Origin of the sequence: Marinospirillum insulare DSM 21763 (assembly GCF_000686905.1) — a bacterium.
Lineage (GTDB): Bacteria > Pseudomonadota > Gammaproteobacteria > Pseudomonadales > Halomonadaceae > Marinospirillum > Marinospirillum insulare.
Genome location: NZ_JMLW01000001.1, coordinates 232,825 through 256,267, shown reverse-complemented (window position 1 = coordinate 256,267; position 23,443 = coordinate 232,825). Strand labels below are relative to the sequence as shown.

Annotated in this window: 23 protein-coding genes; 10 read left to right on the top strand and 13 right to left on the bottom strand. The window is 43.6% G+C overall.

Annotated elements, in window-relative coordinates:
- Nucleotides 1-10: 10 nt before the first annotated feature.
- The 10 genes from BP27_RS0101285 to rnhB all read left to right on the top strand — a co-directional run bounded on the left by BP27_RS0101285 (nt 11) and on the right by rnhB (nt 10,469).
- The gene (locus tag BP27_RS0101285; protein ID WP_027849997.1) at nt 11-817 is read left to right on the top strand and encodes a phosphatidate cytidylyltransferase; all 807 of its coding nucleotides are present in this window, start codon (nt 11-13) and stop codon (nt 815-817) included.
- On the top strand, nt 814-1,992 hold the full coding sequence (ispC, locus tag BP27_RS0101280; RefSeq protein ID WP_027849996.1) for a 1-deoxy-D-xylulose-5-phosphate reductoisomerase: 1,179 nt from the start codon (nt 814-816) through the stop codon (nt 1,990-1,992). The genes BP27_RS0101285 and ispC overlap by 4 nt, the downstream gene beginning before the upstream one ends.
- A 24-nt stretch (nt 1,993-2,016) precedes the next feature.
- Nucleotides 2,017-3,372 (top strand): RIP metalloprotease RseP, encoded by a 1,356-nt coding sequence (gene rseP, locus BP27_RS0101275; protein WP_027849995.1) that lies wholly within the window; start codon nt 2,017-2,019, stop codon nt 3,370-3,372.
- Between the two features lie 109 nt (nt 3,373-3,481).
- Entirely contained in the window at nt 3,482-5,827 is a 2,346-nt protein-coding gene (bamA, locus tag BP27_RS0101270; protein ID WP_027849994.1) for an outer membrane protein assembly factor BamA, read from the top strand.
- Between the two features lie 16 nt (nt 5,828-5,843).
- Nucleotides 5,844-6,365 carry an OmpH/Skp family outer membrane protein gene (locus BP27_RS0101265; RefSeq protein ID WP_027849993.1) on the top strand — a complete coding sequence of 174 codons (522 nt, stop codon included), beginning with the start codon at nt 5,844-5,846 and terminating at the stop codon, nt 6,363-6,365.
- An 8-nt stretch (nt 6,366-6,373) separates the two neighbouring features.
- Complete coding sequence (gene lpxD, locus BP27_RS0101260; protein ID WP_036238956.1) at nt 6,374-7,408, top strand: UDP-3-O-(3-hydroxymyristoyl)glucosamine N-acyltransferase; 1,035 nt, start codon at nt 6,374-6,376, stop codon at nt 7,406-7,408.
- Between the two features lie 76 nt (nt 7,409-7,484).
- Nucleotides 7,485-7,925: a 3-hydroxyacyl-ACP dehydratase FabZ gene (gene fabZ, locus BP27_RS0101255; protein WP_027849991.1), complete on the top strand. Its 441-nt coding sequence runs from the start codon at nt 7,485-7,487 to the stop codon at nt 7,923-7,925.
- Nucleotides 7,922-8,695: an acyl-ACP--UDP-N-acetylglucosamine O-acyltransferase gene (gene lpxA, locus BP27_RS0101250; RefSeq protein ID WP_036238953.1), complete on the top strand. Its 774-nt coding sequence runs from the start codon at nt 7,922-7,924 to the stop codon at nt 8,693-8,695. The genes fabZ and lpxA overlap by 4 nt, the downstream gene beginning before the upstream one ends.
- Nucleotides 8,692-9,825 carry a lipid-A-disaccharide synthase gene (gene lpxB / locus BP27_RS0101245; RefSeq protein ID WP_027849989.1) on the top strand — a complete coding sequence of 378 codons (1,134 nt, stop codon included), beginning with the start codon at nt 8,692-8,694 and terminating at the stop codon, nt 9,823-9,825. Before lpxA ends, lpxB begins: the two co-directional genes overlap by 4 nt.
- Nucleotides 9,826-9,839: 14 nt before the next feature.
- Nucleotides 9,840-10,469 (top strand): ribonuclease HII, encoded by a 630-nt coding sequence (gene rnhB, locus BP27_RS0101240; protein ID WP_051610101.1) that lies wholly within the window; start codon nt 9,840-9,842, stop codon nt 10,467-10,469.
- A gap of 13 nt (nt 10,470-10,482) precedes the next feature.
- On the opposite strand, the gene BP27_RS0101235 is transcribed toward rnhB, so the two are convergent.
- The 13 genes from BP27_RS0101235 to tsaE all read right to left on the bottom strand — a co-directional run bounded on the left by BP27_RS0101235 (nt 10,483) and on the right by tsaE (nt 23,408).
- The gene (locus BP27_RS0101235; protein WP_036238950.1) at nt 10,483-11,061 is read right to left on the bottom strand and encodes an undecaprenyl-diphosphatase; all 579 of its coding nucleotides are present in this window, start codon (nt 11,059-11,061) and stop codon (nt 10,483-10,485) included.
- Between the two features lie 20 nt (nt 11,062-11,081).
- Nucleotides 11,082-11,312, bottom strand: a complete 231-nt coding sequence (locus BP27_RS0101230; RefSeq protein ID WP_027849986.1) for a hexameric tyrosine-coordinated heme protein — start codon at nt 11,310-11,312, stop codon at nt 11,082-11,084.
- Between the two features lie 35 nt (nt 11,313-11,347).
- Entirely contained in the window at nt 11,348-12,124 is a 777-nt protein-coding gene (locus tag BP27_RS0101225) for a methyltransferase domain-containing protein (RefSeq protein ID WP_027849985.1), read from the bottom strand.
- 81 nt (nt 12,125-12,205) lie between these two features.
- The gene (locus BP27_RS0101220; RefSeq protein WP_027849984.1) at nt 12,206-13,504 is read right to left on the bottom strand and encodes an adenylosuccinate synthase; all 1,299 of its coding nucleotides are present in this window, start codon (nt 13,502-13,504) and stop codon (nt 12,206-12,208) included.
- A 71-nt stretch (nt 13,505-13,575) separates the two neighbouring features.
- The gene (locus BP27_RS0101215) at nt 13,576-14,757 is read right to left on the bottom strand and encodes an ATP phosphoribosyltransferase regulatory subunit (protein ID WP_027849983.1); all 1,182 of its coding nucleotides are present in this window, start codon (nt 14,755-14,757) and stop codon (nt 13,576-13,578) included.
- Between the two features lie 86 nt (nt 14,758-14,843).
- Complete coding sequence (hflC, locus tag BP27_RS0101210; protein WP_027849982.1) at nt 14,844-15,719, bottom strand: protease modulator HflC; 876 nt, start codon at nt 15,717-15,719, stop codon at nt 14,844-14,846.
- Nucleotides 15,719-16,951, bottom strand: coding sequence for an FtsH protease activity modulator HflK (hflK, locus tag BP27_RS0101205; RefSeq protein WP_027849981.1), 1,233 nt, complete (start codon nt 16,949-16,951; stop codon nt 15,719-15,721). Before hflK ends, hflC begins: the two co-directional genes overlap by 1 nt.
- Before the next feature lie 87 nt (nt 16,952-17,038).
- Nucleotides 17,039-18,334: a ribosome rescue GTPase HflX gene (gene hflX / locus BP27_RS14805; protein ID WP_051610099.1), complete on the bottom strand. Its 1,296-nt coding sequence runs from the start codon at nt 18,332-18,334 to the stop codon at nt 17,039-17,041.
- A 22-nt stretch (nt 18,335-18,356) separates the two neighbouring features.
- Nucleotides 18,357-18,590: an RNA chaperone Hfq gene (gene hfq / locus BP27_RS0101195; RefSeq protein ID WP_027847929.1), complete on the bottom strand. Its 234-nt coding sequence runs from the start codon at nt 18,588-18,590 to the stop codon at nt 18,357-18,359.
- Between the two features lie 148 nt (nt 18,591-18,738).
- A complete protein-coding gene (gene miaA, locus BP27_RS14800) occupies nt 18,739-19,728 on the bottom strand; it encodes a tRNA (adenosine(37)-N6)-dimethylallyltransferase MiaA (RefSeq protein WP_051610095.1) in 990 nt (329 codons plus the stop codon).
- The gene (gene mutL, locus BP27_RS0101185; RefSeq protein ID WP_051610093.1) at nt 19,728-21,611 is read right to left on the bottom strand and encodes a DNA mismatch repair endonuclease MutL; all 1,884 of its coding nucleotides are present in this window, start codon (nt 21,609-21,611) and stop codon (nt 19,728-19,730) included. Before mutL ends, miaA begins: the two co-directional genes overlap by 1 nt.
- Nucleotides 21,608-22,933: an N-acetylmuramoyl-L-alanine amidase gene (locus tag BP27_RS0101180; protein ID WP_036238947.1), complete on the bottom strand. Its 1,326-nt coding sequence runs from the start codon at nt 22,931-22,933 to the stop codon at nt 21,608-21,610. The genes mutL and BP27_RS0101180 overlap by 4 nt, the downstream gene beginning before the upstream one ends.
- A gap of 16 nt (nt 22,934-22,949) precedes the next feature.
- A complete protein-coding gene (gene tsaE / locus BP27_RS0101175; protein ID WP_027849978.1) occupies nt 22,950-23,408 on the bottom strand; it encodes a tRNA (adenosine(37)-N6)-threonylcarbamoyltransferase complex ATPase subunit type 1 TsaE in 459 nt (152 codons plus the stop codon).
- Between the last annotated feature and the right edge of the window lie 35 nt (nt 23,409-23,443).

Genomic DNA, 23,443 nt, shown 5'->3' with positions numbered 1-23,443 from the left:
ACCCCTAGCCATGTTAAAGCAAAGACTGCTAACTGCATTTATATTAGCGCCACTGGCACTTGGGGGGTTGTTTGGCCTTAACGCTATGCCCTTTGCTATTTTTACGGGTCTAGTGATTGGAATTGGTGCTTGGGAGTGGGCAAGGCTTTCTGGCTTTAAGCTTAGGGGCCAACTACTTTTTCCTATTTTTATATTGTTAATGCTTTATGGCGTTTACCAGCAGCCTGAGCGTTTACAGGAAGCACTATGGCTAGGCTTTGTTTGGTGGCTAGTCGCTCTATTTTTTGTTGTAACCTACCCACGCACTACAGCTATTTGGCGCTGCCCTCCACGCCGCTTAGTAATGGGTATTTTTATTCTAATTCCTGCCTGGGCTGGCTTTATTCTTTTGCGTGAACAGGGCTGGTTCTGGTTGCTTTATGTCTTATTGATTGCCTGGGTTGCCGATATATTTGCTTACTTTGCTGGTCGTGCTTTTGGCAAACACAAACTGGCACCAGCCGTTAGTCCAGGCAAGTCTTGGGAAGGTGTTCTAGGTGGTTTAGTAGGTACTAGCTTGCTCACTGTTACTGCAAGTGTTTACCAAGGGTTTTCTTTAAGTCAGTTTGGCCTGCTCTGGGCCATAACACTCTTAGTAACCGCAGTTTCTGTCTTAGGTGACCTTACCGAAAGCTTAGTTAAGCGGGAGGCAGGTATGAAAGATTCCAGCCAGCTGCTTCCTGGCCATGGTGGCGTAATGGATCGTATTGATAGCTTAACTTCAGCAGTACCCGTATTTACTTTGCTTCTACTTAACTTTGCTGGCGGCCTAACATGATACAAGTTGCTATTTTAGGCGCAACAGGGTCTATAGGTCAGTCAACCCTCGATGTGATCGCTCGTAACCCAGATCAGTATCAGGTCTTCGCCGTATCGGGGCATCAACGCCTAGCCGAGCTACTAGACATCTGCAAAAAGTTTCAACCCCAGCTAGCAGCAGTACCTGAAGAAAAAGCAGTTTACTTTCAAGAACAACTGCTTGCAGCCGGCTGTTCAACAGAGGTGGTAGCTGGCAAGGAAGGCTTGCAGGCTTTAGCTAGCACTCCTGAAGTTGAGGTTGTTGTTGCTGCCATAGTTGGTGCTGCAGGTCTTCTTCCTACGTTAGCAGCCATTAAAGCAGGCAAACGCATTCTTCTAGCCAACAAAGAGGCACTCGTTATGTCGGGTGCTCTTTTTATGGATGCAGTAAAAACTCATCAAGCTGTCTTGCTACCTATCGACTCAGAGCACAATGCTATTTTTCAATGCCTACCAGCCGATTTTGCAAAACGTAGCTTTGCTGAACAAGGCATAGAGAAACTTTTGCTAACAGCTTCTGGTGGGCCTTTTCGTGGCTGGTCAAAAGAGTCTTTGCAAGCAGTTACTCCCGCTCAAGCCATAGCTCACCCCAACTGGTCTATGGGTCAAAAAATTTCTGTCGACTCAGCCAGCTTAATGAATAAGGGTTTAGAGCTTATTGAAGCCTGCTGGTTGTTTAGTGTTCAACCCCAACAAATAGAAGTCGTGGTTCACCCACAAAGTATTATCCACTCAATGGTTAGCTACCTAGACGGCTCAGTTTTAGCTCAACTTGGCAATCCTGACATGCGCACCCCTATAGCTCATGCACTAGCTTGGCCAGAGCGCATACCCGCTGGTGTTGAAGCACTCAACCTAATAACCTCAACAGCTTTAACTTTTGAAAAACCAGATGAAGATGCCTTTCCTTGCTTAAAGCTGGCCCGCCAAGCTTTTGAAGCAGGTGGCACTGCACCTGCCCTACTTAATGCGGCCAATGAAGTTGCCGTCGCTGCTTTTCTAGCCCAACAAATTAACTTCACGCAAATACCTGAAGTTATCAGCCAAGTGTTAGAAGTTAGCACTATTCAAGCAGCAAACGATCTAGAATTTCTACTGTCAGAAGATCAGCGAGCGAATCAGTTAGCCGCTAGCATTATTCAGAATTTTCACTAACCTTTTGTGGACTAAAAGCTAGTTATGGATTTTTTACACACAGTTTTAGCTTTAATTATTACCCTTGGCATACTGATAACCTTTCATGAGTTTGGCCATTTCTGGGTTGCACGTCTATGTGGTGTAAAAGTTTTGCGCTTCTCTGTTGGCTTTGGAAAACCATTATTTACCTGGCACGACAAGCAAGGCACTGAGTATGTGATTGCAGCACTACCGCTAGGCGGGTATGTCAAAATGCTGGATGAGCGTGAGGGCGATGTACCAGAAGCCCTTGCTGACCAGTCTTTTAATCGAAAAAGTGTAGGGCAACGCTTTGCGATAGTTGCAGCAGGGCCTGTCGCTAACTTTTTACTCGCTATACTTGCTTATTGGCTTATTTTTATAATTGGTACTCAGGTACCAGCCCCCCTAGTTGGCAAGGTAGAGCCGGACTCACCTGCTGCCTTGGCTGGTTTAAAACAAGGTGATGAAATTCTAAGCGTTGATGGTAGTAACACACCTAGCTGGCAAGAAGTTGGCTTAGGTTTACTGTCTCGAATGGGTGAAACAACCAACCTCACATTAAATGTTCGTAATGAACAAGATAGCTACCAGCGGGAACTCAACCTTAAGCTAACCAATTTTTTATCAGGCCAAGAACAGCCCGACCCTTTTGGAAACTTAGGCATAAGCCCTTGGCGACCAGAACTAGCACCCGTGCTAGGCAGCATTCAATCAACTGGCGCTGCCAAGGCTGCGGGCTTACAAGCTGGAGACAAGGTTATAGGTGTTAATAACCTAACGATTACTAGCTGGAATGGCCTAGTAGAACAACTACAAGCCAACCCTAATCAGCAAATTTATTTAACCATTCAACGAGACGCACAGCGCTTAGAAGTCGCTATTACACCCGGTGTTCGAGTGCTAGAAGACGGTAGTCAAGTTGGCTTTATTGGTGCAGGAGTCGATGTGCCTGAATGGCCTGCCGAGCTATTACGCGAGCAACGCTTTGGCCCGGTAGATTCTTTAGTGCGCGCATCACAAAAAACTGCAGAAATGAGCTGGTTAACACTCAACTCTCTTGGCAAAATGGTGACTGGATTAATTAGCCCTAGCAACTTGTCAGGCCCCATTACTATTGCTAGGGTTGCCAGCGATTCTGCACGCTCCGGTTGGGAAAGTTTCATTAGCTTTTTAGCTTACGTCAGTATTAGTCTAGGTATTCTTAATTTACTACCTATACCTGTATTAGATGGGGGCCACCTGTTTTTCTATGCTATTGAAGCCATACGCCGTAAGCCAGTGACAGAGGCGGTGCAAGAAGCAGCTACTCGAGTAGGCATACTGATGCTTGGAAGCCTAATGCTTCTAGCTTTTTATTTTGATTTAATGCGCCTTTAGTCACTAAACATTTGGCTGTTTTAAGCAGAGCACTTGTTTATACGCAGGTCTTTACACCATACAAACACGGATACAAAGCAGCGTGAAATTTCGTAATCCATTTTTTTTAATTAAATACCTAGTTTTTTCTTTAGCATTTGTTAGCTGCTTTAGCCTTCAGGCTGCTGAGGTTTTTCAAATAGAAGATCTTCGTATTGAAGGTTTGCAGCGTGTATCACCAGGTACCGTTTTTTCTCAACTACCTTTACAAACCGATGAACCCATAAGCCTAGAGCAAATTACTCAAGCTAGTAAGCAGCTTTTTACTACTGGGCTTTTCGATGATGTGGCCGTTTACACAGAGAAAGAACAACTTATTTTACGTGTTAAAGAACGCCCTACCCTACAAAAGCTAGAAATTGAGGGTAACAAAAAGGTCAGCTCTGAAGATTTAACCAAGGGTTTATCACAAGCTGGTTTAGAAGAAGGGCAAATTTTTCAGCGCTCAACCTTAGATCAAATTAAGCTTGAGCTTGAGCGTATGTACCACGCACAGGGGCGCTATAGTGCAAAAATCACCAGCGAAGTAGAAGAGCTGCCTCGTAACCGAGTTGCCATTAAAATAAAGATTAACGAAGGAAGTGTTGCTGCAATTCGCCGCATTAACCTAGTAGGTAATCAAAACTATTCAAATCAAGAACTACTCAAGCACTTTGAACTGAACGAAACTAAAGGTTGGACCCTCTTCAACTCAGCCGACCAATATTCACGGGAAAAACTAGCAGGTGATTTAGAAAGTCTAAGGTCTTGGTACCTAGATAACGGTTACTTACGTTTTAATATTGAATCTACTCAGGTATCGATTAGCCCTAATCGCCAAGATATTTTTATCACCATCAATGTATTTGAGGGTGACCAATACAAAGTAAGCGATGTCGAGCTAGCGGGTGAGCTTATTTTAGAAGAAGAGCAGCTTAACCCGTATATTTTCTTAAAATCAGGAGATACCTTCTCACGCAGTGCCATGACAGCATCCAGCGAAGGAGTTCGACGTCGCCTAGGTATTGAAGGCTACACCTTTGCTGAAGTGAATGGACGACCCGATATTGATGACGATAAAAAAGAAGTGAAGCTTATTTTTCTTGTCGATCCCGGTCGCCGCAGTTATGTAAGAAAAATAAATTTTGCGGGCAATATTAGCACTAAAGATGAAGTATTAAGACGCGAAATGTTACAGCTAGAGGGCGCTTCAGCTAATACAGATTTAATTAAACAATCTAAAGAGCAACTAGATAGGCTCGGCTTTTTTAGTAGCGTTAATGTTGAAAACCAACCCAGCGCGACTAACCCAGACTTAATCGATGTTAACTACACTGTAGAAGAGCAACCCTCTGGATCTATTTCTGCCAGTGTTGGTTACTCACAGTCTAGTGGTGTGGTTTATGGTGCTGCCTTATCACAAAATAACTTTTTAGGTACAGGTAATATTGTTAGCTTTGGTGCTAACCGTAGCGACTTCCGTACCAGCTATAACTTTTCTTACTTAAACCCCTATTACACTATTGATGGGGTTTCTCGTGGGTTTAATCTTTTTTATCGTGAAACAGACTTTGATGAAGATTACGGGATTTCTAGTTATGCAACAGATGCCTATGGTGCGAATGTTACCTACGGCTATCCTATTTCCAGAAACAGCCGTTTAAGCCTATCTTTAGGCTTTGATAACACCACTGTGCAAGCAGAAAAATACCAAAACATCATTCTTTTAGATGATATTCGCGCCTTTAATGAAGAACACGGTCTAGAGTTTTTTAACTATCGGGTCACTGGACGCTGGACAAGAAACCTACTTAACCGAGGCATTCTAGCCACTAATGGTAGCTACCAAAGTTTTAGCTTAGAGTTAGCAGCACCCGGCTCTGATTATCAATTTTATAAAGCTAATTACCGTGGGCAAAAGTATTTTAAGCTAGCTGATAACTGGTCGCTTAAATTTAGAACTGATTTAGGTTATGGTGACGGTCTAGGTAGTGAATATAAGCAACTACCTTTTTATGAAAACTATTTCTCAGGTGGTCTTAGCTCAGTCAGGGGTTATCGCTCGAACAGTCTAGGACAGAGAAGTACTCAAACATTTAACGGTGTTCAAAGTAAAACAAGTAATGCACTGGGTGGTAATATTTTGATGGAAGGTTCAGCAGAGCTTATCTTTCCTCTACCTTTTATTGAAGATCAGCGCTCTATGCAAACCAGCCTATTTCTTGATGGAGGCAGTGTTTACACCAGCAGATGCTTTAGCAACAACCCTAGCTGCACTAAGGGAGTAGATTTAGACGAGCTACGCTATTCAGTTGGTATTAGTCTTACTTGGTTAACTGCTATTGGCCCCTTGGCATTTAGTATTGCTGAACCTTTAAATGATGGACCCGATGATAGAACTGAGTTCTTCCAATTCTCACTTGGACAAACTTTCTAACCCAAAGGATACAACAGTGAAATTTAACTTTTTAAAAACATTATTACTCACTTTACTACTGAGCCTTAGTTATGGTGTAACTGCTGATGACTTAAAGTCACCACGCATTGCAGTTTTAGACTGGCAAGGTGCATTAATGGAGTCTAACAAGGTTAAGGAAGAGTTTAAAAATGCTGACCAGCAAATGAGCGCAGAACAATCAAGGGCGCGCCAATTAGCTGAAGAAGCACGCAGCTTACAAGAGCGTTTACAGCGTGACAGCTCAATTATGAGTGAAGACGAGCGACGTAAAATTAGTCAACAGGTAGAACAAAAAGCACAAGAATACCAATTTGTTGCTTCAAGACTGCAAAAGCAACTTCAAGAAGTTCGCCAAGAGATAGTTGAACGCCATAGACCCAGTCTTGAAGCTGCTGTTAATGAAGTTATAGAAGAGTACAAGGTTGACTTGTTGCTTGATAGACAAGCCGTTGCTTTTGCTAAACCTCAATTCGATTTAACTCAAGCTGTGGCTGACAAACTTAACAAGGCTAAATAATCAACCTAATGAAAACTTTTACCTTAGGTGAACTAGCTACTTATTTAGATGCAGAAGTTCACGGTGATCCTGAACACAAGATAACCGAGATGGCGAGCCTTGAAAAAGCTACGTCATCTCAAGTTAGCTTTTTAAGTAACCCCAAATACCTACCTTTCTTAAAGGATTGCCAAGCAGGTGCGGTGCTACTTAAACCCAATCAAGCTAATGAATATGTAGGTAATAGCTTACTAGTCGCTAACCCCTATTTAGGTTTTGCCAAACTAAGCCACTTATTTGACGATGAGAAGCCTGCTGCTGGATTTATTCATCCTACGGCTAGTATTTCAGAAGATGCTGAAGTTCATCCATCTGCACATATAGGGCCATTTGTTGTAATCGAGTCTGGCTGTAAAATAGCTGCTGGTGTCATCCTTGGTGCTCACACAATACTTTCAGAAGGCTCTAGTCTGGGTGAGAACACCTTGCTGCACCCTCGTGTTACTCTCTATCGCCGCGTTGAAATTGGTAAAAACTGCATTATTCATTCGGGTGCTGTTTTAGGCTGCGACGGTTATGGTTTCGCACCCACAAACGCAGGCTGGGAAAAAATTGCCCAGCTAGGCAGGCTGATTATAGGTGACCAGGTCGAAATAGGAGCAAACACCGCCATTGACCGAGGTGCGCTTGGTGATACGCTCATCAGACAAGACGTGAAAATAGATAACCTAGTTCATATTGCCCACAACGTTCAAGTTGGCGAGCATACTGCCATTACTGCACAAGTTGGTATTGCAGGCTCTACCTCTATAGGCGCTAACTGTATGTTTGGTGGCAATAGCGGTATAGCAGGGCATATCAAAATTTGTGATGGTGTTCAGGTAACAGGAATGGGCATGATTACTGGGTCAGTCAATACGCCAGGGGTTTACTCCTCGGGTACTGGGCTCTTACCTAGCGCTAATTGGCGCAAAAGTGCCGTACGCTTTAGACAACTAGAAGATCTAAATCAAAAGGTTAAAAGCCTTGAAAACCAGCTCCGACAGCTTGCTGAATCGGAATAAATAAACTGCACTGACTTCTTCAGCTGCTTAATAACTTAACGCTTTATTTGTTAGCGTTTTTTAGAGGTAAAAGTCCATGGTAATGGATATTAATGAAATAAGAAAATACCTACCCCACCGCTATCCTTTTTTATTGGTTGATAGGGTAACAGACTTTGAGTTAGGTAAATCCATTGTTGCTTACAAAAATATAACGGTTAATGAGCCTTATTTTTTAGGTCACTTCCCAGACCATCCTATTTTCCCAGGCGTACTAATTATTGAAGCTATGGCACAGGCTGCTGGTATTTTAGGCTTTAAAACCGTTAACAAGCTACCCGCTGATGGCCATCTGTATTATTTTGTAGGTAGCGAAAAAACCCGTTTCAAGCGCCCAGTTGTTCCTGGCGATCGCTTAACATTAGAAGCCACAGTATTGCGTGAAAAACGTGGCATTTGGGTTTTTGCATGTAGGGCTCACGTTGAAGGTGAAACCGTGTGCGAAACTCACATCACTTGTGCGGAGAAAAAAGTTTGAGCCTAATTCATCCAACAGCGCTGATCGACTCTTCAGCACAACTGGCAGATGATGTTGAGGTTGGCCCTTACTCCATTATCGGCCCGCAGGTAACTATTGGCGAGGGTAGTGTTATTGGCCCTCATGTGGTTATAAAAGGGCCTAGTAGCTTAGGCAAACGTAATCGTATTTTTCAATTTGCCAGTGTAGGTGAAGACTGCCAAGACAAAAAATATAATGGTGAACCCACCCGTTTAGAAATGGGTGATGATAATGTTATTAGAGAAAGCGTCACTATCCATCGAGGTACAGCACAAGATTTAGGCCTAACCAAGATAGGTAGCGGTAACCTATTTATGGCTTATTCACACGTTGCTCACGATTGCGTGGTAGGTGACAACTGCATTATGGCTAACCAAGCAACCCTGGCTGGTCATGTTACCTTAGGTGACTTTGCTATTCTCGGTGGCTTGTCAGCGGTTCACCAATTTAGTCGTGTAGGTGCTCACGCCATGTGTGGTGGCGGTTCTATTATTTTAAAAGATATACCCGCCTATGTAATGGTAAGTGGCCACCCAGCTGAAACTCACGGTATTAACTATGAAGGCTTAAAGCGCCGAGGCTTTTCAAAAGAAGCCCTGCAAGCCTTACGTCATGCCTATAAGGTTATCTTTCGTCAGGGGTTAAACTTACAAGATGCCATTAACCAAATTGAAGCTGAACCAGTAACGCCGGTTATTCAAATCTTCCTAAACTCTATAAAAAACTCCGCTCGCGGTATTACACGTTGAAGATTTACCTGGTTGCTGGAGAAATATCTGGCGATATTTTAGGTTCAGGTTTAATTGCTGAGTTAAAACTACTATTTCCTAAGGCAGAGTTTCGTGGCTTAGGTGGTGAGCTTATGCAAGCTGAAGGCTTAACTAGCCTTTACCCTCTTGAAACGCTGTCTGTTATGGGTGTGGTAGAAATTCTTAAACACCTACCTAAGCTTATTAAGGTTAGAAAGCACCTTTACCAAGATGCTCTTAGCTGGGGTGCAGACTTAATGATAGGCATAGACTCACCAGATTTTACTCTTGGTTTAGAAAAAAAGCTGCGCACTCGAGGAGTAAAGACAGTTCATTATGTTAGCCCTTCGGTATGGGCTTGGCGACAAGGTCGCATTAAAGGTATAAAAAAAAGCATCGATTTAATGCTTACCTTACTACCTTTTGAAACCAATATTTATAAAGATCATGCTGTTCCAGTTACCTTTGTTGGCCACCCTACAGCTGATAAGCTGCCCATGGAGCCTAATAAATCTGCCGCTCGCCTAAACTTAGGCTTAGTTGAAGAAGAACAACCTATTATTGCCTTGCTGCCTGGGTCTCGAGCTGGTGAAGTAGCACGTCTGGGTGCCTTATTTCTACAAACAGCACAAGCAATAAAAAAAATGCACCCCAAGGCAGTTTTCTTATTACCTGCAGCATCAACTAAACGCTATGAAGAAATTATGCAGCTATTAGCTGACTATCCAGTTAAAGACCTGCAGTTACTTCAGGGTAAGGCGGACCAGGCATTACAGGCAGCCGATCTTTGCTTAGTCGCTTCTGGAACTGTGGCGCTTGAAGCCTTATTCTGTAAAACGCCGATGGTGGTTAGTTATAAACTTGCCCCTTTTACCTGGTGGCTATCTAAGTTCATGTTAAAAACACCCTGGGTCAGCTTGCCTAACTTATTAGCTCAAAAGACACTTGTTCATGAGCGCTTACAAGACCAAGCCAACGTAGATCAATTAACCCAAGATTTACACCAGTTACTGAATGAGCCAGCCGTTGCAGCTGAGCAAACCCAAGCCTTTTATGCTCTTCATCAGCAGTTAAAGCGGGATGCCAGCAAGCAAGCTGCGCAAGCTATCGCCAAACAACTCAACGCTTAAGTTAAAATCCCCGAATGAAAAATACAGACCTAGCCCCATTAACGGCCGCTGAAATCCCTTATCAAGGCTTGTTTCTTGCAGGGGTTGATGAAGCAGGGCGTGGCCCTTTAATTGGCTCTGTTGTAGCCGGTGCAGTTATTCTTGACCCTAAGCAACCCCTAGCCGGGCTAGATGACTCTAAAAAACTGACTGAAAAAAAGCGTCAAGCTTTAGCCATAGAAATTAAGCAGAAAAGTTTAGCTTGGGCTGTAGCTGAAGCCAGTGCCGCTGAAATTGATGAGTTGAATATTTTACAAGCCAGTTTTTTAGCCATGCAAAGAGCAATAGATGCTTTACCTAGCGCCGCTGAGTTTGTATTGGTTGATGGCAACCGCCTGCCACAAAGCTTACAACTACCTGGGCTAGCAGTGGTAAAAGGCGACGCTCGCCATCCTGCTATTGCAGCAGCTTCTATTTTGGCTAAGGTCACCAGAGACGCGCAAATGTTAGAACTAGATAAACTTTACCCTGACTATGGCTTTGCCAAGCATAAAGGCTACCCTACTAAGGCACATTTCGAAGCCTTGGCAAGTTTTGGTGTACTAGCAGAACATCGACGCAGTTTTGCACCAGTGCAAAAACAACTCAAACTAAATAAGGTTTAAATTTTGTTTGGTTTCAGTTTTTAATCGAGCTAGGTAATTTAATACAGCAAAACAACTTAAAAACTTTTTCTAAATAGCTTACTTTTTTTGCTAAATAAATAACCATTAAAGACGACACTAGACCAACCAAAACTGCGCCAGCAATATCAAAGGGGTAGTGAACACCCACAAAAACCCTAGCTAAACCAGCAATTAAACTTAAACAGCTTAGCCAGCCACCTAGACTTCTAGTAGGTTTGTTGAGCCAATACATCAAAGAAATAGCAAAAATAAATGTGGTATGGTCTGAAGGAAAAGAAGCATCAGCTGCATGCTCAACCAGTTGAGTTCCTAAATTGGCTACAAAAGGCCTAGGATGGAAGTAGGCAGCACCAATAATATAACTCAGCAATAATGCGATCAGCACTGAATAACCAGCAAAAAAGCTAATCCGTTGTTTGCTTTGATCAGAAAAAAACCACAGATAGAGCATTATTCCAATCAAGATATAAGGCATAGCCTCAGCTATAAAAATAGCTGAGGCATCTAATATACCGCTTTTTCCTGCGTATTGATTAATGGCTTGAAAGAAAATGCGATTAATATTATCCATTATTGCTGTCAGTCTCTTTGCTAGTTACGCCAATAATTATTTGCAGCTGCTACCGTTTGAAAATTGATCGCTATTACTTGTGATGCAGCTGTTAAGGAGTCAGCAGACTCAGCATAGTCTGGACGCAGCTTATGCAACATTTCTGGGTCTGGCTGAGTGTACTTAACACCACGTCGGCTTAGGGTTATAGCTAATTCAAAACCCTCTTGAGGATTTGCGGTTATTAATGAGGTTAACCAAGTATCTGTCATTTTCTTCACCTTTATTGTTTTTAAAAAAGCACTCGTTAGAGCTTCTTTGCGTGAATTAAAATATAACGCCCCATTCGCCACCAGGGTTCTTGTTGACAATAACGGCGCTCAATTTCAACTAGTCTTGCTGGTGTTGCCTCGGGCGGCAACTTTAAACGCAGGTAATCATTAAAGACTCGGACACCCGTTGTTGCACTAATCTCAAAACCTGCTGCCTCTAACCATGCAATAACTGCAGTTGGCTGTAAAGGTGAAATGGGGGTTAAGCGCTTGCCCTTACCTTGTAAGCCTTTTTCTAAAACACGCTGCCAGTTACCTCGCAATATATTCGCTAGCAGTAAAGCATCAGCATTAAAGAACATGAGTGATAGCTGCCCCTTAGGCTCGAGATGTTTTAGAAGCTGTTCTAAGGTTTCTTTAGGGTGCTCTAACCATTCTAGCACTGCATGGCAAACAATTAAGTCAAAACTCTGTTGCTCGACCGGAAGCTGTTCACTTAACTGCTGAATGGATGTATTTAAAGTTTTTACTTGGTAACGCTCTAATCGCTTGGCTGAATACTCAAGCATTTCTATGGCTGGCTCAGCTAACAGCACTTGATGCCCCTTGCGTGCAAGCCAACAAGAGATTTGCCCTAAACCACCCCCTGCATCTAATACACGCAAGCTCGATTGATCTAAGGGTAATTCTGCAAGCATTCGCTCACGGAGAATTTTAAGACGCAAGCGGCCTTTGGTAGTCGCATAAATATTATGGGCAAACTTCTCAGCCATACCACCACTGAAATGACGGTCTTGCTTCTGACTAGGCATAAAAGTTAGTAACTAAGAAAAAGAGAGGAGGAAGGAAAAACACAGCCTATACCTTTATCAATATAAGCTGTGTCATTAAACTTAGTTACTGGCGAAAGGGTCACGTAAAACGATTGTTTCAACTCGGTCAGGTCCAGTCGATACTATATCAATTGGCACACCCAGCTTTTCTTCTAAAAACTTAACGTAGTTACGTGCATTAAGAGGTAGCTCTTCAAGCGTTTTAGCACCTACAGTTGATTCACTCCAACCTGGTAAAGATTCATAAATGGGTGTAACAGCTGCAAAACCTTCTGCATCAATGGGGCATTCAACACGTTGGCCTGCTTTATCTTCATAAGCAACACAGACTTCAAGCGTTTCCAAACCATCTAAAACATCGAGCTTAGTTAAACAGATACCCGTAACTGAGTTGACTTGTACTGCGTAATTAACTGCTACTGCATCAAACCACCCACAACGGCGTGAACGGCCTGTAGTCGTACCAAACTCATGGCCTTTAGTCGCCAAGTGCTCACCCACTGAGTCGTGCAACTCGGTTGGCATGGGACCAGAACCAACTCTTGTGGTGTAGGCTTTGGTGATACCTAAAATATAATCTAAATACTTAGGTCCAAAACCTGAGCCAGTGGCTACACCGCCAGCGGTTGTATTTGAGCTAGTAACAAAAGGATAGGTACCATGATCTATGTCCAGCAAAGAACCCTGGGCACCTTCAAACATAATTTTGGCACCCTGCTTACGTAAGTTATGCAAATAAGTAATGGTGTCAGCAACCATAGGGCGAAGTTGTTCGGCATAAGCCATACACTCATCTAGCAGGCTTTGGTAATCAACGGGCTCTTCTTTGAAAAAGTTCTCAAGTACAAAGTTATGATAGGTAAGCACTTCTTTAAGCTTTTCTGGCAAACGCTCAGGGCAAAGTAGGTCACCAATACGCAAGCCTCGACGCGCTACCTTGTCTTCATAAGCAGGACCAATACCACGACCTGTTGTTCCAATTTTATCTTCGCCACGCGCTTTTTCACGCGCTACATCTAAGCGCACATGGTAGCTTAAAATAAGAGGGCAGGCGGCAGATAGCTTAAGGCGGCTACGTACTTCAACACCGCGATCTTCAAGCATTTTTATTTCTTTTAGCAAAGCATCGGGGGCAACAACCACGCCATTGCCAATTACGCAGGTAACCTTGTCACGTAGGATTCCAGATGGAACCAGGTGAAGCGCAGTTTTCTGGCCGTTAACAACCAAGGTATGTCCAGCATTGTGTCCACCTTGAAAACGCACCACTGCTTGGGCATTTTCTGTTAGTAAATCAACGACCTTACCCTTACCTTCATCACCCCATTGGGTACCTAAAATGACAACGTTATTGCCCATTTTTTAATCTCTGTAGCCTAAATGAATTTAAAAAGCCAAACTTTGAAAGGTTAACAAGCTTCACTGACTTGTCAAACACTTAGTTCACTTGTGATCACCCACTGATCTTCTTTACGAATAATTTGCTGACTGCAGGCTTCAGGTAAGCTAGCTTCTTCTGCTAGTAAAATAACCCTTTCACCCTTAGACCTTAGGTCTTTTAATACCTCACGACCTGCTTTATCTCTTAATATAGCTGCAGGAGCAGCAATCGGCGCCTTCACTTGGTTAGCCGCTTGCAAACTAGCTAGTATTTTTAAGTCGGTAGAAAAACCCGTTGCAGGACGCGCACGACCAAACACTTTACCTATTTCGTCGTAACGACCACCCTTAGCCAAAGCTTGACCTAGCTTGGGTACATAGGCAGCAAACACTATGCCAGTATGATAGTGGAAGCCACGTAACTCTGACAAATCTAGGTAGATATTTAAGTCAGGGTACTGCTCTGTTAATGCCGCTACTAGCTGCTGCAACTCTTGCAAAGCTTCTTGAACTTCACTAGGCGCACCCACCAAAGTTTGCTGTGCTTCCTCAAGCACCCCTAAACCACCATTGAGTTTAGATAAAGCAATAATTAACCTAACTGCTGGCTGATCTTCCCAGGGTGCTAGTAGCTGGTTAAGCTCATCTAGGCGCTTTTGCTGCAATATACTAAATAGCTGATTTTCAATTTCTTTGGGTAGATTACTATCGGTTATTAATGCTCGATAAATACCTACATGGCCTAAATCTAAACACAGGTTTTCAGCACCAGCCACTAAAAGACTATCTAGCATTAAACAAAGAATTTCTAAGTCGCTATCTAAGCCATTTTGACCAAATAACTCTGCTCCAATTTGAATAGGAGAACGAGAGCCTAGTAGGTTATCTAGCTGGGTACGAACAATTTCAGACGAATAGCAGAACCTTGCTGCACCTTCTGAATGCATAGAGTGGGCATCCATACGTGCAACTTGAGGTGTAACATCAGCGCTAACACCCATCATTCTGCCACTTAGCTGATCGGTTACTTTGAAAGTTTGCAAACCTAGGTCATGTCCAGCACCGACTAAAAGCGAGTCTAAAAACTCCAATTTAGGCGGCAAAACCAGTTCATAACCCCAACCATGAAAAAGGTCTAACAGCTGACGACGTAAATTTTCTATTTGACGGGCCTGAGGCGGTAACACCTCATCCATTCCGTCGGGTAACAGCCAGCGGTCTGCACTACTCATAAACCTCTCCAAGCTTAATACTTTTTCTACTTTACACAAAAAACCGGGAGTCACGGCTCCCGGCCTTGTTACTTATTTTACAGGTGTTACTTGCTACCCTTGGAGTTATCTAAGTAACGGAAGAAGTCACTTTTAGGGCTAACTACCAAGATATCTTGCTTGTTATTGAAGCTACTACGGTAGGCTTCCATACTGCGTAAGAAGCTATATAGCTCACGGTCTTGATTGTAAGCTTTGGCATAAATAGCCGTTGCTTCTGCATCGCCTTCACCTCGTAGGATATCGGCATCACGCTCAGCGGTTGCAAGAATAACTTCACGACCACGATCAACTGCAGCACGAATACGCTCAGACTGCTCTTTACCCTGAGCTCTATATTCACGCGCTTCACGCTGACGCTCAGTACGCATACGCTCATAAACCGAGTTAGAAACCTCTGAAGGTAAGTCAATTTGCTTTACACGAATATCTAAGATGGCAACACCCATAGACTCGCGCATGGCTTCATTTAATTCTTCTATGGGGCGACTCATTAATTCATCGCGCTGCTCACTCACAATTTCGCCTAGGGTACGACGGCCAAATTCGTTACGTAAACTTTCGTCCACTCGAGGAGCTATCAAACGCATAGAAACCTGTTCATCACCTGCGGTTGCTTCATAGTAGCGAGTAACATCAACAATTTTCCACTGCACAAAAGAGTCGACGATAACGCCTTTACGGTCACCCGTTAAGTAGCGTGAAGGTGTGCCATCTAAGGTTTGTAGACGCGTATCAAATAAACGCACTGTGTTATATACAGGTACTTTTATGTGGATACCTGGCTGAATATCGGTTTCAACCACTTCACCAAACTTTAAGCGTATGGCGCGTTGTGTTTCATTAACAATATAGAGGCTGCTACTAGCTAAGAGCGCCAAACCAGCAAGTATAGCTAGCGCGACTATTGAACGAGCATTCATTAGCGACCCTCCCTACGAATACTACTAGTGTTGTTGGAGCTTTGCCTTTCACGAATCTGCTCAATGACTTGATCGGTGAGTTGATCAAGATCGAAGTCACTTCCTGAGCTGCTAGAGCTAGTTCGAGACCCACTGTTAGTAGGTACCGATGAACCTAGACGATCAAGCGGTAGATACATCATATTATTGCTGCCTTCTTCTGTATCAACCAACACCTTACTTGAATTAGAAAGTACTTCTTGCACAGTGTTTATATAGAGGCGCTCACGGGTCACTTCAGGTGCTTGACGGTATTCTTTTAATAAAGCTAAGAAGCGATTTGCCTCACCTTCTGCGCGAGCTGTAACAGCTTCACGATAGGCTTGGGCTTCTTCACGAATACGTGCTGCACGACCTTCTGCATCAGGTAGAACAGAGTTTTCATACGTACGCGCTTGGTTGATGCTACGCTCGCGGTCTTCACGGGCACGAATAACATCATCAAAGGCTGACTGAACTTCGTCTGGCGCGGAGGTACTTTCGATATTGACAGTTTCTAGGGTTAAACCTACGCCGTAATAATCTAAGAATCTCTGTAAACGCTTATTCACACCCTGAGCTAAAATCTCACGACCTTCAGTCAAAATTTGAATTAGATCGGTAGTACCTACCTCGTGGCGTAAAGAAGAGTCTAATGCATACTCTAGCGTTCGATTAGGACCACGCACATTTAAGAGAAAGTCTTTGGGATTATTCACCACGTATTGAACTGAAATACTTACCTGCACAATATTTTCATCACGGGTTAGCATCATCGCACGCTGGTTAAAAGAGCGAATGCGAGTGACGTTAACTTTATTAACTGAGTCAATAATTGGAGGGTTCCAGTGCAAACCAGGTGTTACTGTTTCATGGTACTTACCTAAGCGAAGTACAACACCCCGCTCAGCTTGGTCAACCAAATAAAAACCGCCCGCTACCCACACTGCAATAACTAGCACAGCAACCAAAGCCGTTAAACCATAACCACCAAACTTACTCGGTGGCTTAGTACCGCCTGTATTACCACCTTTGCCACCACCAAAAATATGGGTGACTTTATCTTGTAGCTTTTTCAAGGCTTCGTCTAAATCTGGTGGTCCCTGATTAGGTCGCTGGCCACCATCATTACCAGAGTTACGATCAGGTTTGCGCCCGCCGCTTCCCCAAGGGTCGTGCTGATTGCCGTTACCACCTGGCTCATTCCACGCCATAGAGTACTCTCCACTAAATTAATGTAATCTTTATTTGGTTTTACAGTCAGAAATATTGCGCAATGCTACCTTAAATTACGCTCAAGGTCATGGTTTAGTCATCCAAACCAGTGACTCTTCTTGGATATTTAATTGTGACAAGAGCTGTCTAAAATCTTTTTGTGATAGGCGCAACTGTAACTGACACTGGCCCTCATCATTATAGCGCTCGTTAACAACTGCATCTAAGTTAAATAGACCCGCCCGCAATCGTGCTTGCTCAGGCTCAACCGCTAGTGTTCCTTTAACAATTTTAGTTGCCAAACGTTCACTCATTGCTTGCAGCAGAAGCTCACAACCCTCACCTGTAGCGGCAGACAACCAAACCCTTTCTGCTATACCATCTGCATTACGGTCTATCCTAGGCTTTTGTTCTAACAGGTCTATTTTATTAAAAACCATTAAACTAGGCACACTTGCTGCGCCAATTTCTTCAAGCACTTCTTCCACTTGTGCAATATTGTCGTCTCGCTCTTCACTTGCAGCATCTACAAGGTGCAAAAGCAAAGTTGACTCTACTGCTTCCTGCAAAGTTGCTTGAAAAGCTTCCACTAGTTTATGCGGTAAGTGACGAATAAACCCAACCGTATCAGCTAAAATTAACTTACCTACATCTTCTAGCTCTATACGTCTTAAGGTTGGATCAAGCGTGGCAAAAAGCTGATCAGCTGTATAAACTTCTGCATGGGTAATTCGGTTAAATAAAGTCGATTTACCCGCATTGGTATAACCCACTAAAGAAACAGCTGGTATTTCTGCCTGCACTCTAGCTCGGCGACTAGTTTCACGTTGCACACGCACTTTTTTTAAACGCTTTTGTATAGCGTTAATACGCGCACGTATTAACCGCCTATCTGTTTCTAACTGCGTTTCACCTGGACCACGCAAACCAATGCCACCTTTTTGGCTTTGTAGGTAGGTTCGTCCACGCACTAAACGGGTCGTTAAAAACTCTAGCTGTGCTAACTCAACCTGCAGCTTACCTTCGTAAGTTCGTGCACGCTGAGCAAAGATATCTAAAATCAACCCTGTACGATCAAGTACACGGCAGTTTAATTCTTTTTCTAGGTTACGCTCTTGAGAAGGCTTTAAGCTGTGATTAAAAAGCACTAGGTCTGCTTGGTGCTCGTCTATTGCTAAACGAATTTCTTCTAGCTTGCCCTCACCTACAAAGAAACGTGGCGAGGGTGAGTTACGGCTTCCACGAATAAGTGTTAGGGGTTCTGCTCCTGCTGACTTGACTAGCTCTAAAAGCTCGTCAGAGTCTTCTCGTTTAGATTCTTCTGGGAAGTCTAAATGCACAAGGACGGCTGCATTGCCGCCCTCTTCGCGTTCAAAAAACAATCAATTGCTCCTAAGATGTGCTTTAAGCTTCGTCTTCTTCTGAAGGTAAGCGCACATTGCGTGAAGGTACAACTGTTGAAATGGCATGTTTATAAACCATTTGGCTGACGGTATTACGCAGCAAAATCACAAATTGATCAAAAGATTCAATTTGGCCTTGCAGCTTAATGCCGTTAACTAAAAATATAGACACAGGAACTCGCTCTTTGCGTAGCAAGTTTAAGTAGGGGTCTTGTAAAGTTTGCCCTTTGGACATGGTGGTATCTCCCTTGAACATTAGAATTTTATATAAATCTTTTGTTTATTGTTAATCTTTCAACTTCATGCACTGCTTTTGCATAATTATAACCAACCTTCTTGGCTTTTGTCCGTCATTTATGCTGCACCACAAAAAAAACTTATACTCAAGTGGATTTTAATGCCAGTAAATCTTCTCTAAAAGCTTTTCTGGCAATAAATTTTTCTACAGCTGCAACTACCAGTGGTAAAAGTTGCGGATGATCACTCTGCAGCCAGTTAAGATTCTGCCAAGATCTCATCCAAGTCAATTGTCGTTTCGCTAATTGGCGTGTTGCTGCTATGCCCCTAGCTTTTAATTCTGTTAAATCAAAGTCACCATCAAGGTATTGCCAAACTTGACGGTAGCCTACTGCACGCATCGAAGCCAAACCAAGGTTTAAATCTTCACGCAAGCGCAAGGCTTTGACCTCTTCTAGCAATCCTTGTTCCAACATAAGTAAGAATCTTTGCTCTATACGCTGATGCAGGGTTGCACGTTCAGCAGGCGCCAAACCTAATTGTAGCAACCGCCAAGCAAACTGCTCAGTTTTTTGTGCTTGCCAAAGCTGGGTGCGTGTTTTACCTGTTTGCTGAAAAAGCTCTAAAGCCCTTAAAGTACGCTGTGGGTCTGTAGGGGCAATTTTAGCAGCTGATTCAGGGTCTATTGCAGCTAAACGCTCATGCATTGCTGGGCAGCCTAAACGTGATAATTCATCTTCTAATTGCTGGCGTATTTTAGGGTTAGATGCTGGCAAATTAGTCGCACCGCCTAAAAGGCTTTGATAATAAAGTGAAGTACCACCTACCAATAAAGGTATTTTTCCTGCCGCAGTTATTTCCTGCATCGCTTCTAGTGCATCACGCCGAAAATCGCCTGCAGAATAACTTTCAGCTGGGTCGCGTAAATTAATTAAACGATGAGGTGCTCTTGCTAAGGTTGCTGCATCAGGCTTAGCTGAACCTATATCCATACCTTTATAAACTTGGGCTGAATCAACGCTAATAATCTCGCAGTTAAGCTGCTCTACTAAAGTTAGGGCTAAATCAGTCTTGCCTGCTGCGGTGGGGCCTAGTAAAAAAATAGCCGGCGGGCGCTCATCTAATTCTTCTAGCACTAGCGCCCCCTCAAAAACATTTTATCTAGGTCCTGCATGCTTAATTGAAACCAAGTAGGCCGGCCGTGATTACACTGATCGCTACGCTCGGTTATTTCCATATCGCGCAATAAAGCATTCATTTCAGGTATAGAAAGCTGCCGACCCGCCCTAACAGAAGCATGGCAGGCTATATTAGCCAACACTTCATTAATGGAGTTTTCTAAACTTCGCGCCGTACCGTAACGCTTCATTTCATCGAGCAGCGTGAAAACCAAATCTGCAGCCTTGGCACCTTGCAAAAGCACTGGCATAGAGCGTATTACTACCTCTTGCGGCCCTAAAACATCTAGCTGCACACCCAAATCATTAAGTAGTTCAGCATGTTGGCTTGCTAGCTCAGTGGCTTCTTCATCTAGGCTAACTGCTTCGGGTACCAGCAGGGGTTGAGCTGTTAAAGGACGCTTTAACCAATCTTTTTTTAACCGCTCATAAGTAATACGCTCGTGGGCAGCATGCATATCAACTACCACCAGCCCTTGAGTATTCTGCGACAGAATATAGATTCCCTGCATTTGTGCTAATGCATAACCTAGGGGCGGTACTTGAGAACCTCCTTCTACCCCAGTTTGGGTTGTTACATCATTAACTGGGGCGTTATCTGCCATTTGGCGATAGAACTCTAAGGTGCTGCCAGCTGCAGTTGCTAAGGGCTTATCTGTTTGGCTAGACCAGTTTAACGCAGCCTGCTCTTGTAGCTGACGAACTGGTTCATTAGAGGCAGTCTCTAGCTGGTTGCTTGAAGTGTAGTTTTGCCTGTTAGCTATTTCTGGCTCTAGGTTAGGTTTTTCAGAACCGATTAAAGCGCCGGACAAGCGCCTGTGCAGGCTACTGAAAATAAAGTCATGCACCCAACGCCCATCCCTAAAGCGCACCTCATGCTTGGTGGGGTGTACATTCACATCAACAATTTTTGGGTCAACTTCTAAATAAAGTACAAAAACTGCGTGTCGCCCACCGTAGAGAACATCTTGATAGGCTTGACGTATGGCATGGGCTACTAGCTTATCTTTAACAACCCGACCATTCACAAAAAAGTACTGCCTGTCGGCTTGCGCACGAGCATAGACAGGTAAGCCAACCCAGCCATGCAACTGGATTCCAGTTGCTACTGACTCGATAGGCAGCGACTGCTCAATAAAATCTTTACCTAGTAGCTGTGCAACCCTTCGGTATTTTAAACGCTGATCTTCTGTATCAAAAGGAATCGCAGGCAGCTGATGAATAAGTTTGCCTTGATGCTTAAGCGAGAAGGCAACATCTTGACGCGATAAAGCTAAACGCCGAAAAACTTCTTCTAAGTGCGTAAACTCAGTACGTTCTGTTCGCAAAAACTTACGTCTAGCCGGTGTATTAAAAAACAAGTCACGCATGGTTAGACTAGTGCCACGCGGATGTGGAGCAGGTGATACTTGCGATTGCATTTCGCGCCCTTCAGCAACAACCCGCCAACCTTTACCCGACTCGTCGGTGCTAGTCACTAATTCCAAACGTGATACCGAACTAATTGAGGCCAAAGCTTCACCACGAAAGCCTAGGCTGGCAACCCCTTCTAAATCATCTAGGGTAGTAATTTTGCTGGTGGCATGACGCGCCAGCGCTAGAGGCAAATCTTCCACGGCTATACCACTGCCGTTATCACGAATTTTTAAAAGTTTAACACCTGCATCTTCTAACTCTATATCAATTTGTGTTGCGCCAGCATCCAAACAGTTTTCAACCAATTCTTTTAAAACGGAAGCAGGTCGCTCGACCACTTCTCCCGCGGCAATTTGGTTAGCTAAACGTGGGCTAAGCAGCTGTATGGATTGAGCAGCAGGATTTTCATTAGTGCTTGAAATCATGTTGATGGAATCCTTAACCTTTGCCCCACACGAATAACGTCATTATTTAAGTCATTCATTTTGCGTAGTTCACCTATATCAACACCCTTGCGTCGAGCAATTTCTGATAGGGTGTCACCTCGACGAATAGTGTAGGCAGAAGAAGAATGGCTAGCCTTAGCTGACAAGGAGGTATTAGGTGGTGGATTCTCCCTAAAATAGTCTTTAATCGCACTGGCTATTTGTTGCGCTAATTTACGCTGGTAGGCCAAATCCTTTAGTCTTCTTTCTTCTTGCGGATTAGAAATAAACCCTGCTTCAATTAGCATAGAGGGCATGTCTGGTGATTTAAGTACTAAAAAACCAGCTTGCTCAACGTCACGTTTATGTAAGCGGTTGACCTGCCCTAAGTTTTTCAACACCCTAGACCCTACCTTTAAACTCTCTGACAGGGTAGCCGTCATAGACAAGTCAACCAGCACACCTGCCAGCGTTTCATCTTTATCACCTAGGGTTAAAACCCCTTCTACCCCACCAATTAAATCAGCACGATTTTCGGTATCTGCCAACCAGCGAGCGGATTCCGAACTAGCACCTCGTTGCGAAAGCACATAAACCGATGAACCCTGAGGCTGAGGCAAGCGATAGGCATCGGCATGCACAGAAACAAACAGGTCTGCTCTAGCTTTACGAGCAACATCAACACGCTTTCGCAAACCTATGTAGTAATCCCCAGTACGAGTCATAACTGGCTTAAATGCTGGATCCCTCTCTATAATTCTTGCTAGCTCTTTAGCAATCCCCCAAACAACATGCTTTTCACGAGTACCTCCAGGACCTATAGCGCCTGGATCCTCCCCTCCATGCCCTGGATCAATGGCAATCACTATTTGACGCTGTTGCTTGACGGTTTTAGGTTTTTTGGCTGCTTGTTTTTGCTTTTCTTCTAAAACCAAATCAACCACTAAGCGATGCCCATATTGCTCATTGGGGCGCAATAAAAAGCTACGCGGCTGCACCTCTTGAGATAAATCTAGCACTACTCGCAAATCTGTTTTATTACGCACAGCAGAACGTACACGACTAATAGGCGTATTAGTTAAGTCACTAGTGTCCAACTGGGTATTTAGACGCACACGACCAATATCTATAACCAAGCGTTTAGGATTTTCTAAACTAAATACCTTATGTTGTACTGGCCCTGACAAATCAAAAACTAAGCGCGTATGATCTGGCGCTGGCCAAATACGCAGGCTGTTGATGCTTGAGCTTGCCTGAGTCTCTAAGGATAAAAAAACTAAAATTAGAAGTGCTAAAAAATAGCGTATAAAGTTTAAAGTCATTATTGTCTACAAGGTTTTATGCATTAACTAGCTCTTGTAAAGCCGTCTTTGCTGCTGGTGTAAAAGCTTCAATCTGCAAGTAGCGTCCGACATCTTGATAGCTAAAAGTTAGGTATAAATCTGGCTGAGGTAAAAAACCCACACCTTTTTGTGGCCACTCTATTAAGCACAAGGCTTGCTGATCGAAATAATCTCGCACGCCAATATACTCAAGCTCTTCTGGGTCAGCTAGGCGATACAGGTCAAAATGATAAACAGGTCGTGCATTTAAGAAATAAGGCTCAACCAGTGTATAGGTTGGGCTTTTAACTGCACCTTGATGCCCTTGGCCTTGAATCCATCCACGCGAAAAAGTGGTTTTTCCAGAACCCAAATCACCTTCTAAATAGACCACGCCCTGCATGAATAACTGGCCAAGCTCTTTAGCTAGTTCAACTTGAGCAGCTTCATCGGCTAAATAAAACTCCGCTTTCATCTTGTTACCTTTTGTTTATTAGCGGCACATTATAG

Bases quoted from the DNA above. Each gene is read 5' to 3' on its own strand.
- BP27_RS0101285 (WP_027849997.1), top strand. From the start codon at position 11: ATGTTAAAGCAAAGACTGCTAACTGCATTTATATTAGCGCCACTGGCA.
- ispC (WP_027849996.1), top strand. From the start codon at position 814: ATGATACAAGTTGCTATTTTAGGCGCAACAGGGTCTATAGGTCAGTCA.
- rseP (WP_027849995.1), top strand. From the start codon at position 2,017: ATGGATTTTTTACACACAGTTTTAGCTTTAATTATTACCCTTGGCATA.
- lpxD (WP_036238956.1), top strand. From the start codon at position 6,374: ATGAAAACTTTTACCTTAGGTGAACTAGCTACTTATTTAGATGCAGAA.
- fabZ (WP_027849991.1), top strand. From the start codon at position 7,485: ATGGTAATGGATATTAATGAAATAAGAAAATACCTACCCCACCGCTAT.
- rnhB (WP_051610101.1), top strand. From the start codon at position 9,840: ATGAAAAATACAGACCTAGCCCCATTAACGGCCGCTGAAATCCCTTAT.
- BP27_RS0101235 (WP_036238950.1), bottom strand. From the start codon at position 11,061: ATGGATAATATTAATCGCATTTTCTTTCAAGCCATTAATCAATACGCA.
- BP27_RS0101230 (WP_027849986.1), bottom strand. From the start codon at position 11,312: ATGACAGATACTTGGTTAACCTCATTAATAACCGCAAATCCTCAAGAG.
- BP27_RS0101225 (WP_027849985.1), bottom strand. From the start codon at position 12,124: ATGCCTAGTCAGAAGCAAGACCGTCATTTCAGTGGTGGTATGGCTGAG.
- BP27_RS0101220 (WP_027849984.1), bottom strand. From the start codon at position 13,504: ATGGGCAATAACGTTGTCATTTTAGGTACCCAATGGGGTGATGAAGGT.
- BP27_RS0101215 (WP_027849983.1), bottom strand. From the start codon at position 14,757: ATGAGTAGTGCAGACCGCTGGCTGTTACCCGACGGAATGGATGAGGTG.
- hflC (WP_027849982.1), bottom strand. From the start codon at position 15,719: ATGAATGCTCGTTCAATAGTCGCGCTAGCTATACTTGCTGGTTTGGCG.
- hflK (WP_027849981.1), bottom strand. From the start codon at position 16,951: ATGGCGTGGAATGAGCCAGGTGGTAACGGCAATCAGCACGACCCTTGG.
- hfq (WP_027847929.1), bottom strand. From the start codon at position 18,590: ATGTCCAAAGGGCAAACTTTACAAGACCCCTACTTAAACTTGCTACGC.
- mutL (WP_051610093.1), bottom strand. From the start codon at position 21,611: ATGATTTCAAGCACTAATGAAAATCCTGCTGCTCAATCCATACAGCTG.
- BP27_RS0101180 (WP_036238947.1), bottom strand. From the start codon at position 22,933: ATGACTTTAAACTTTATACGCTATTTTTTAGCACTTCTAATTTTAGTT.
- tsaE (WP_027849978.1), bottom strand. From the start codon at position 23,408: ATGAAAGCGGAGTTTTATTTAGCCGATGAAGCTGCTCAAGTTGAACTA.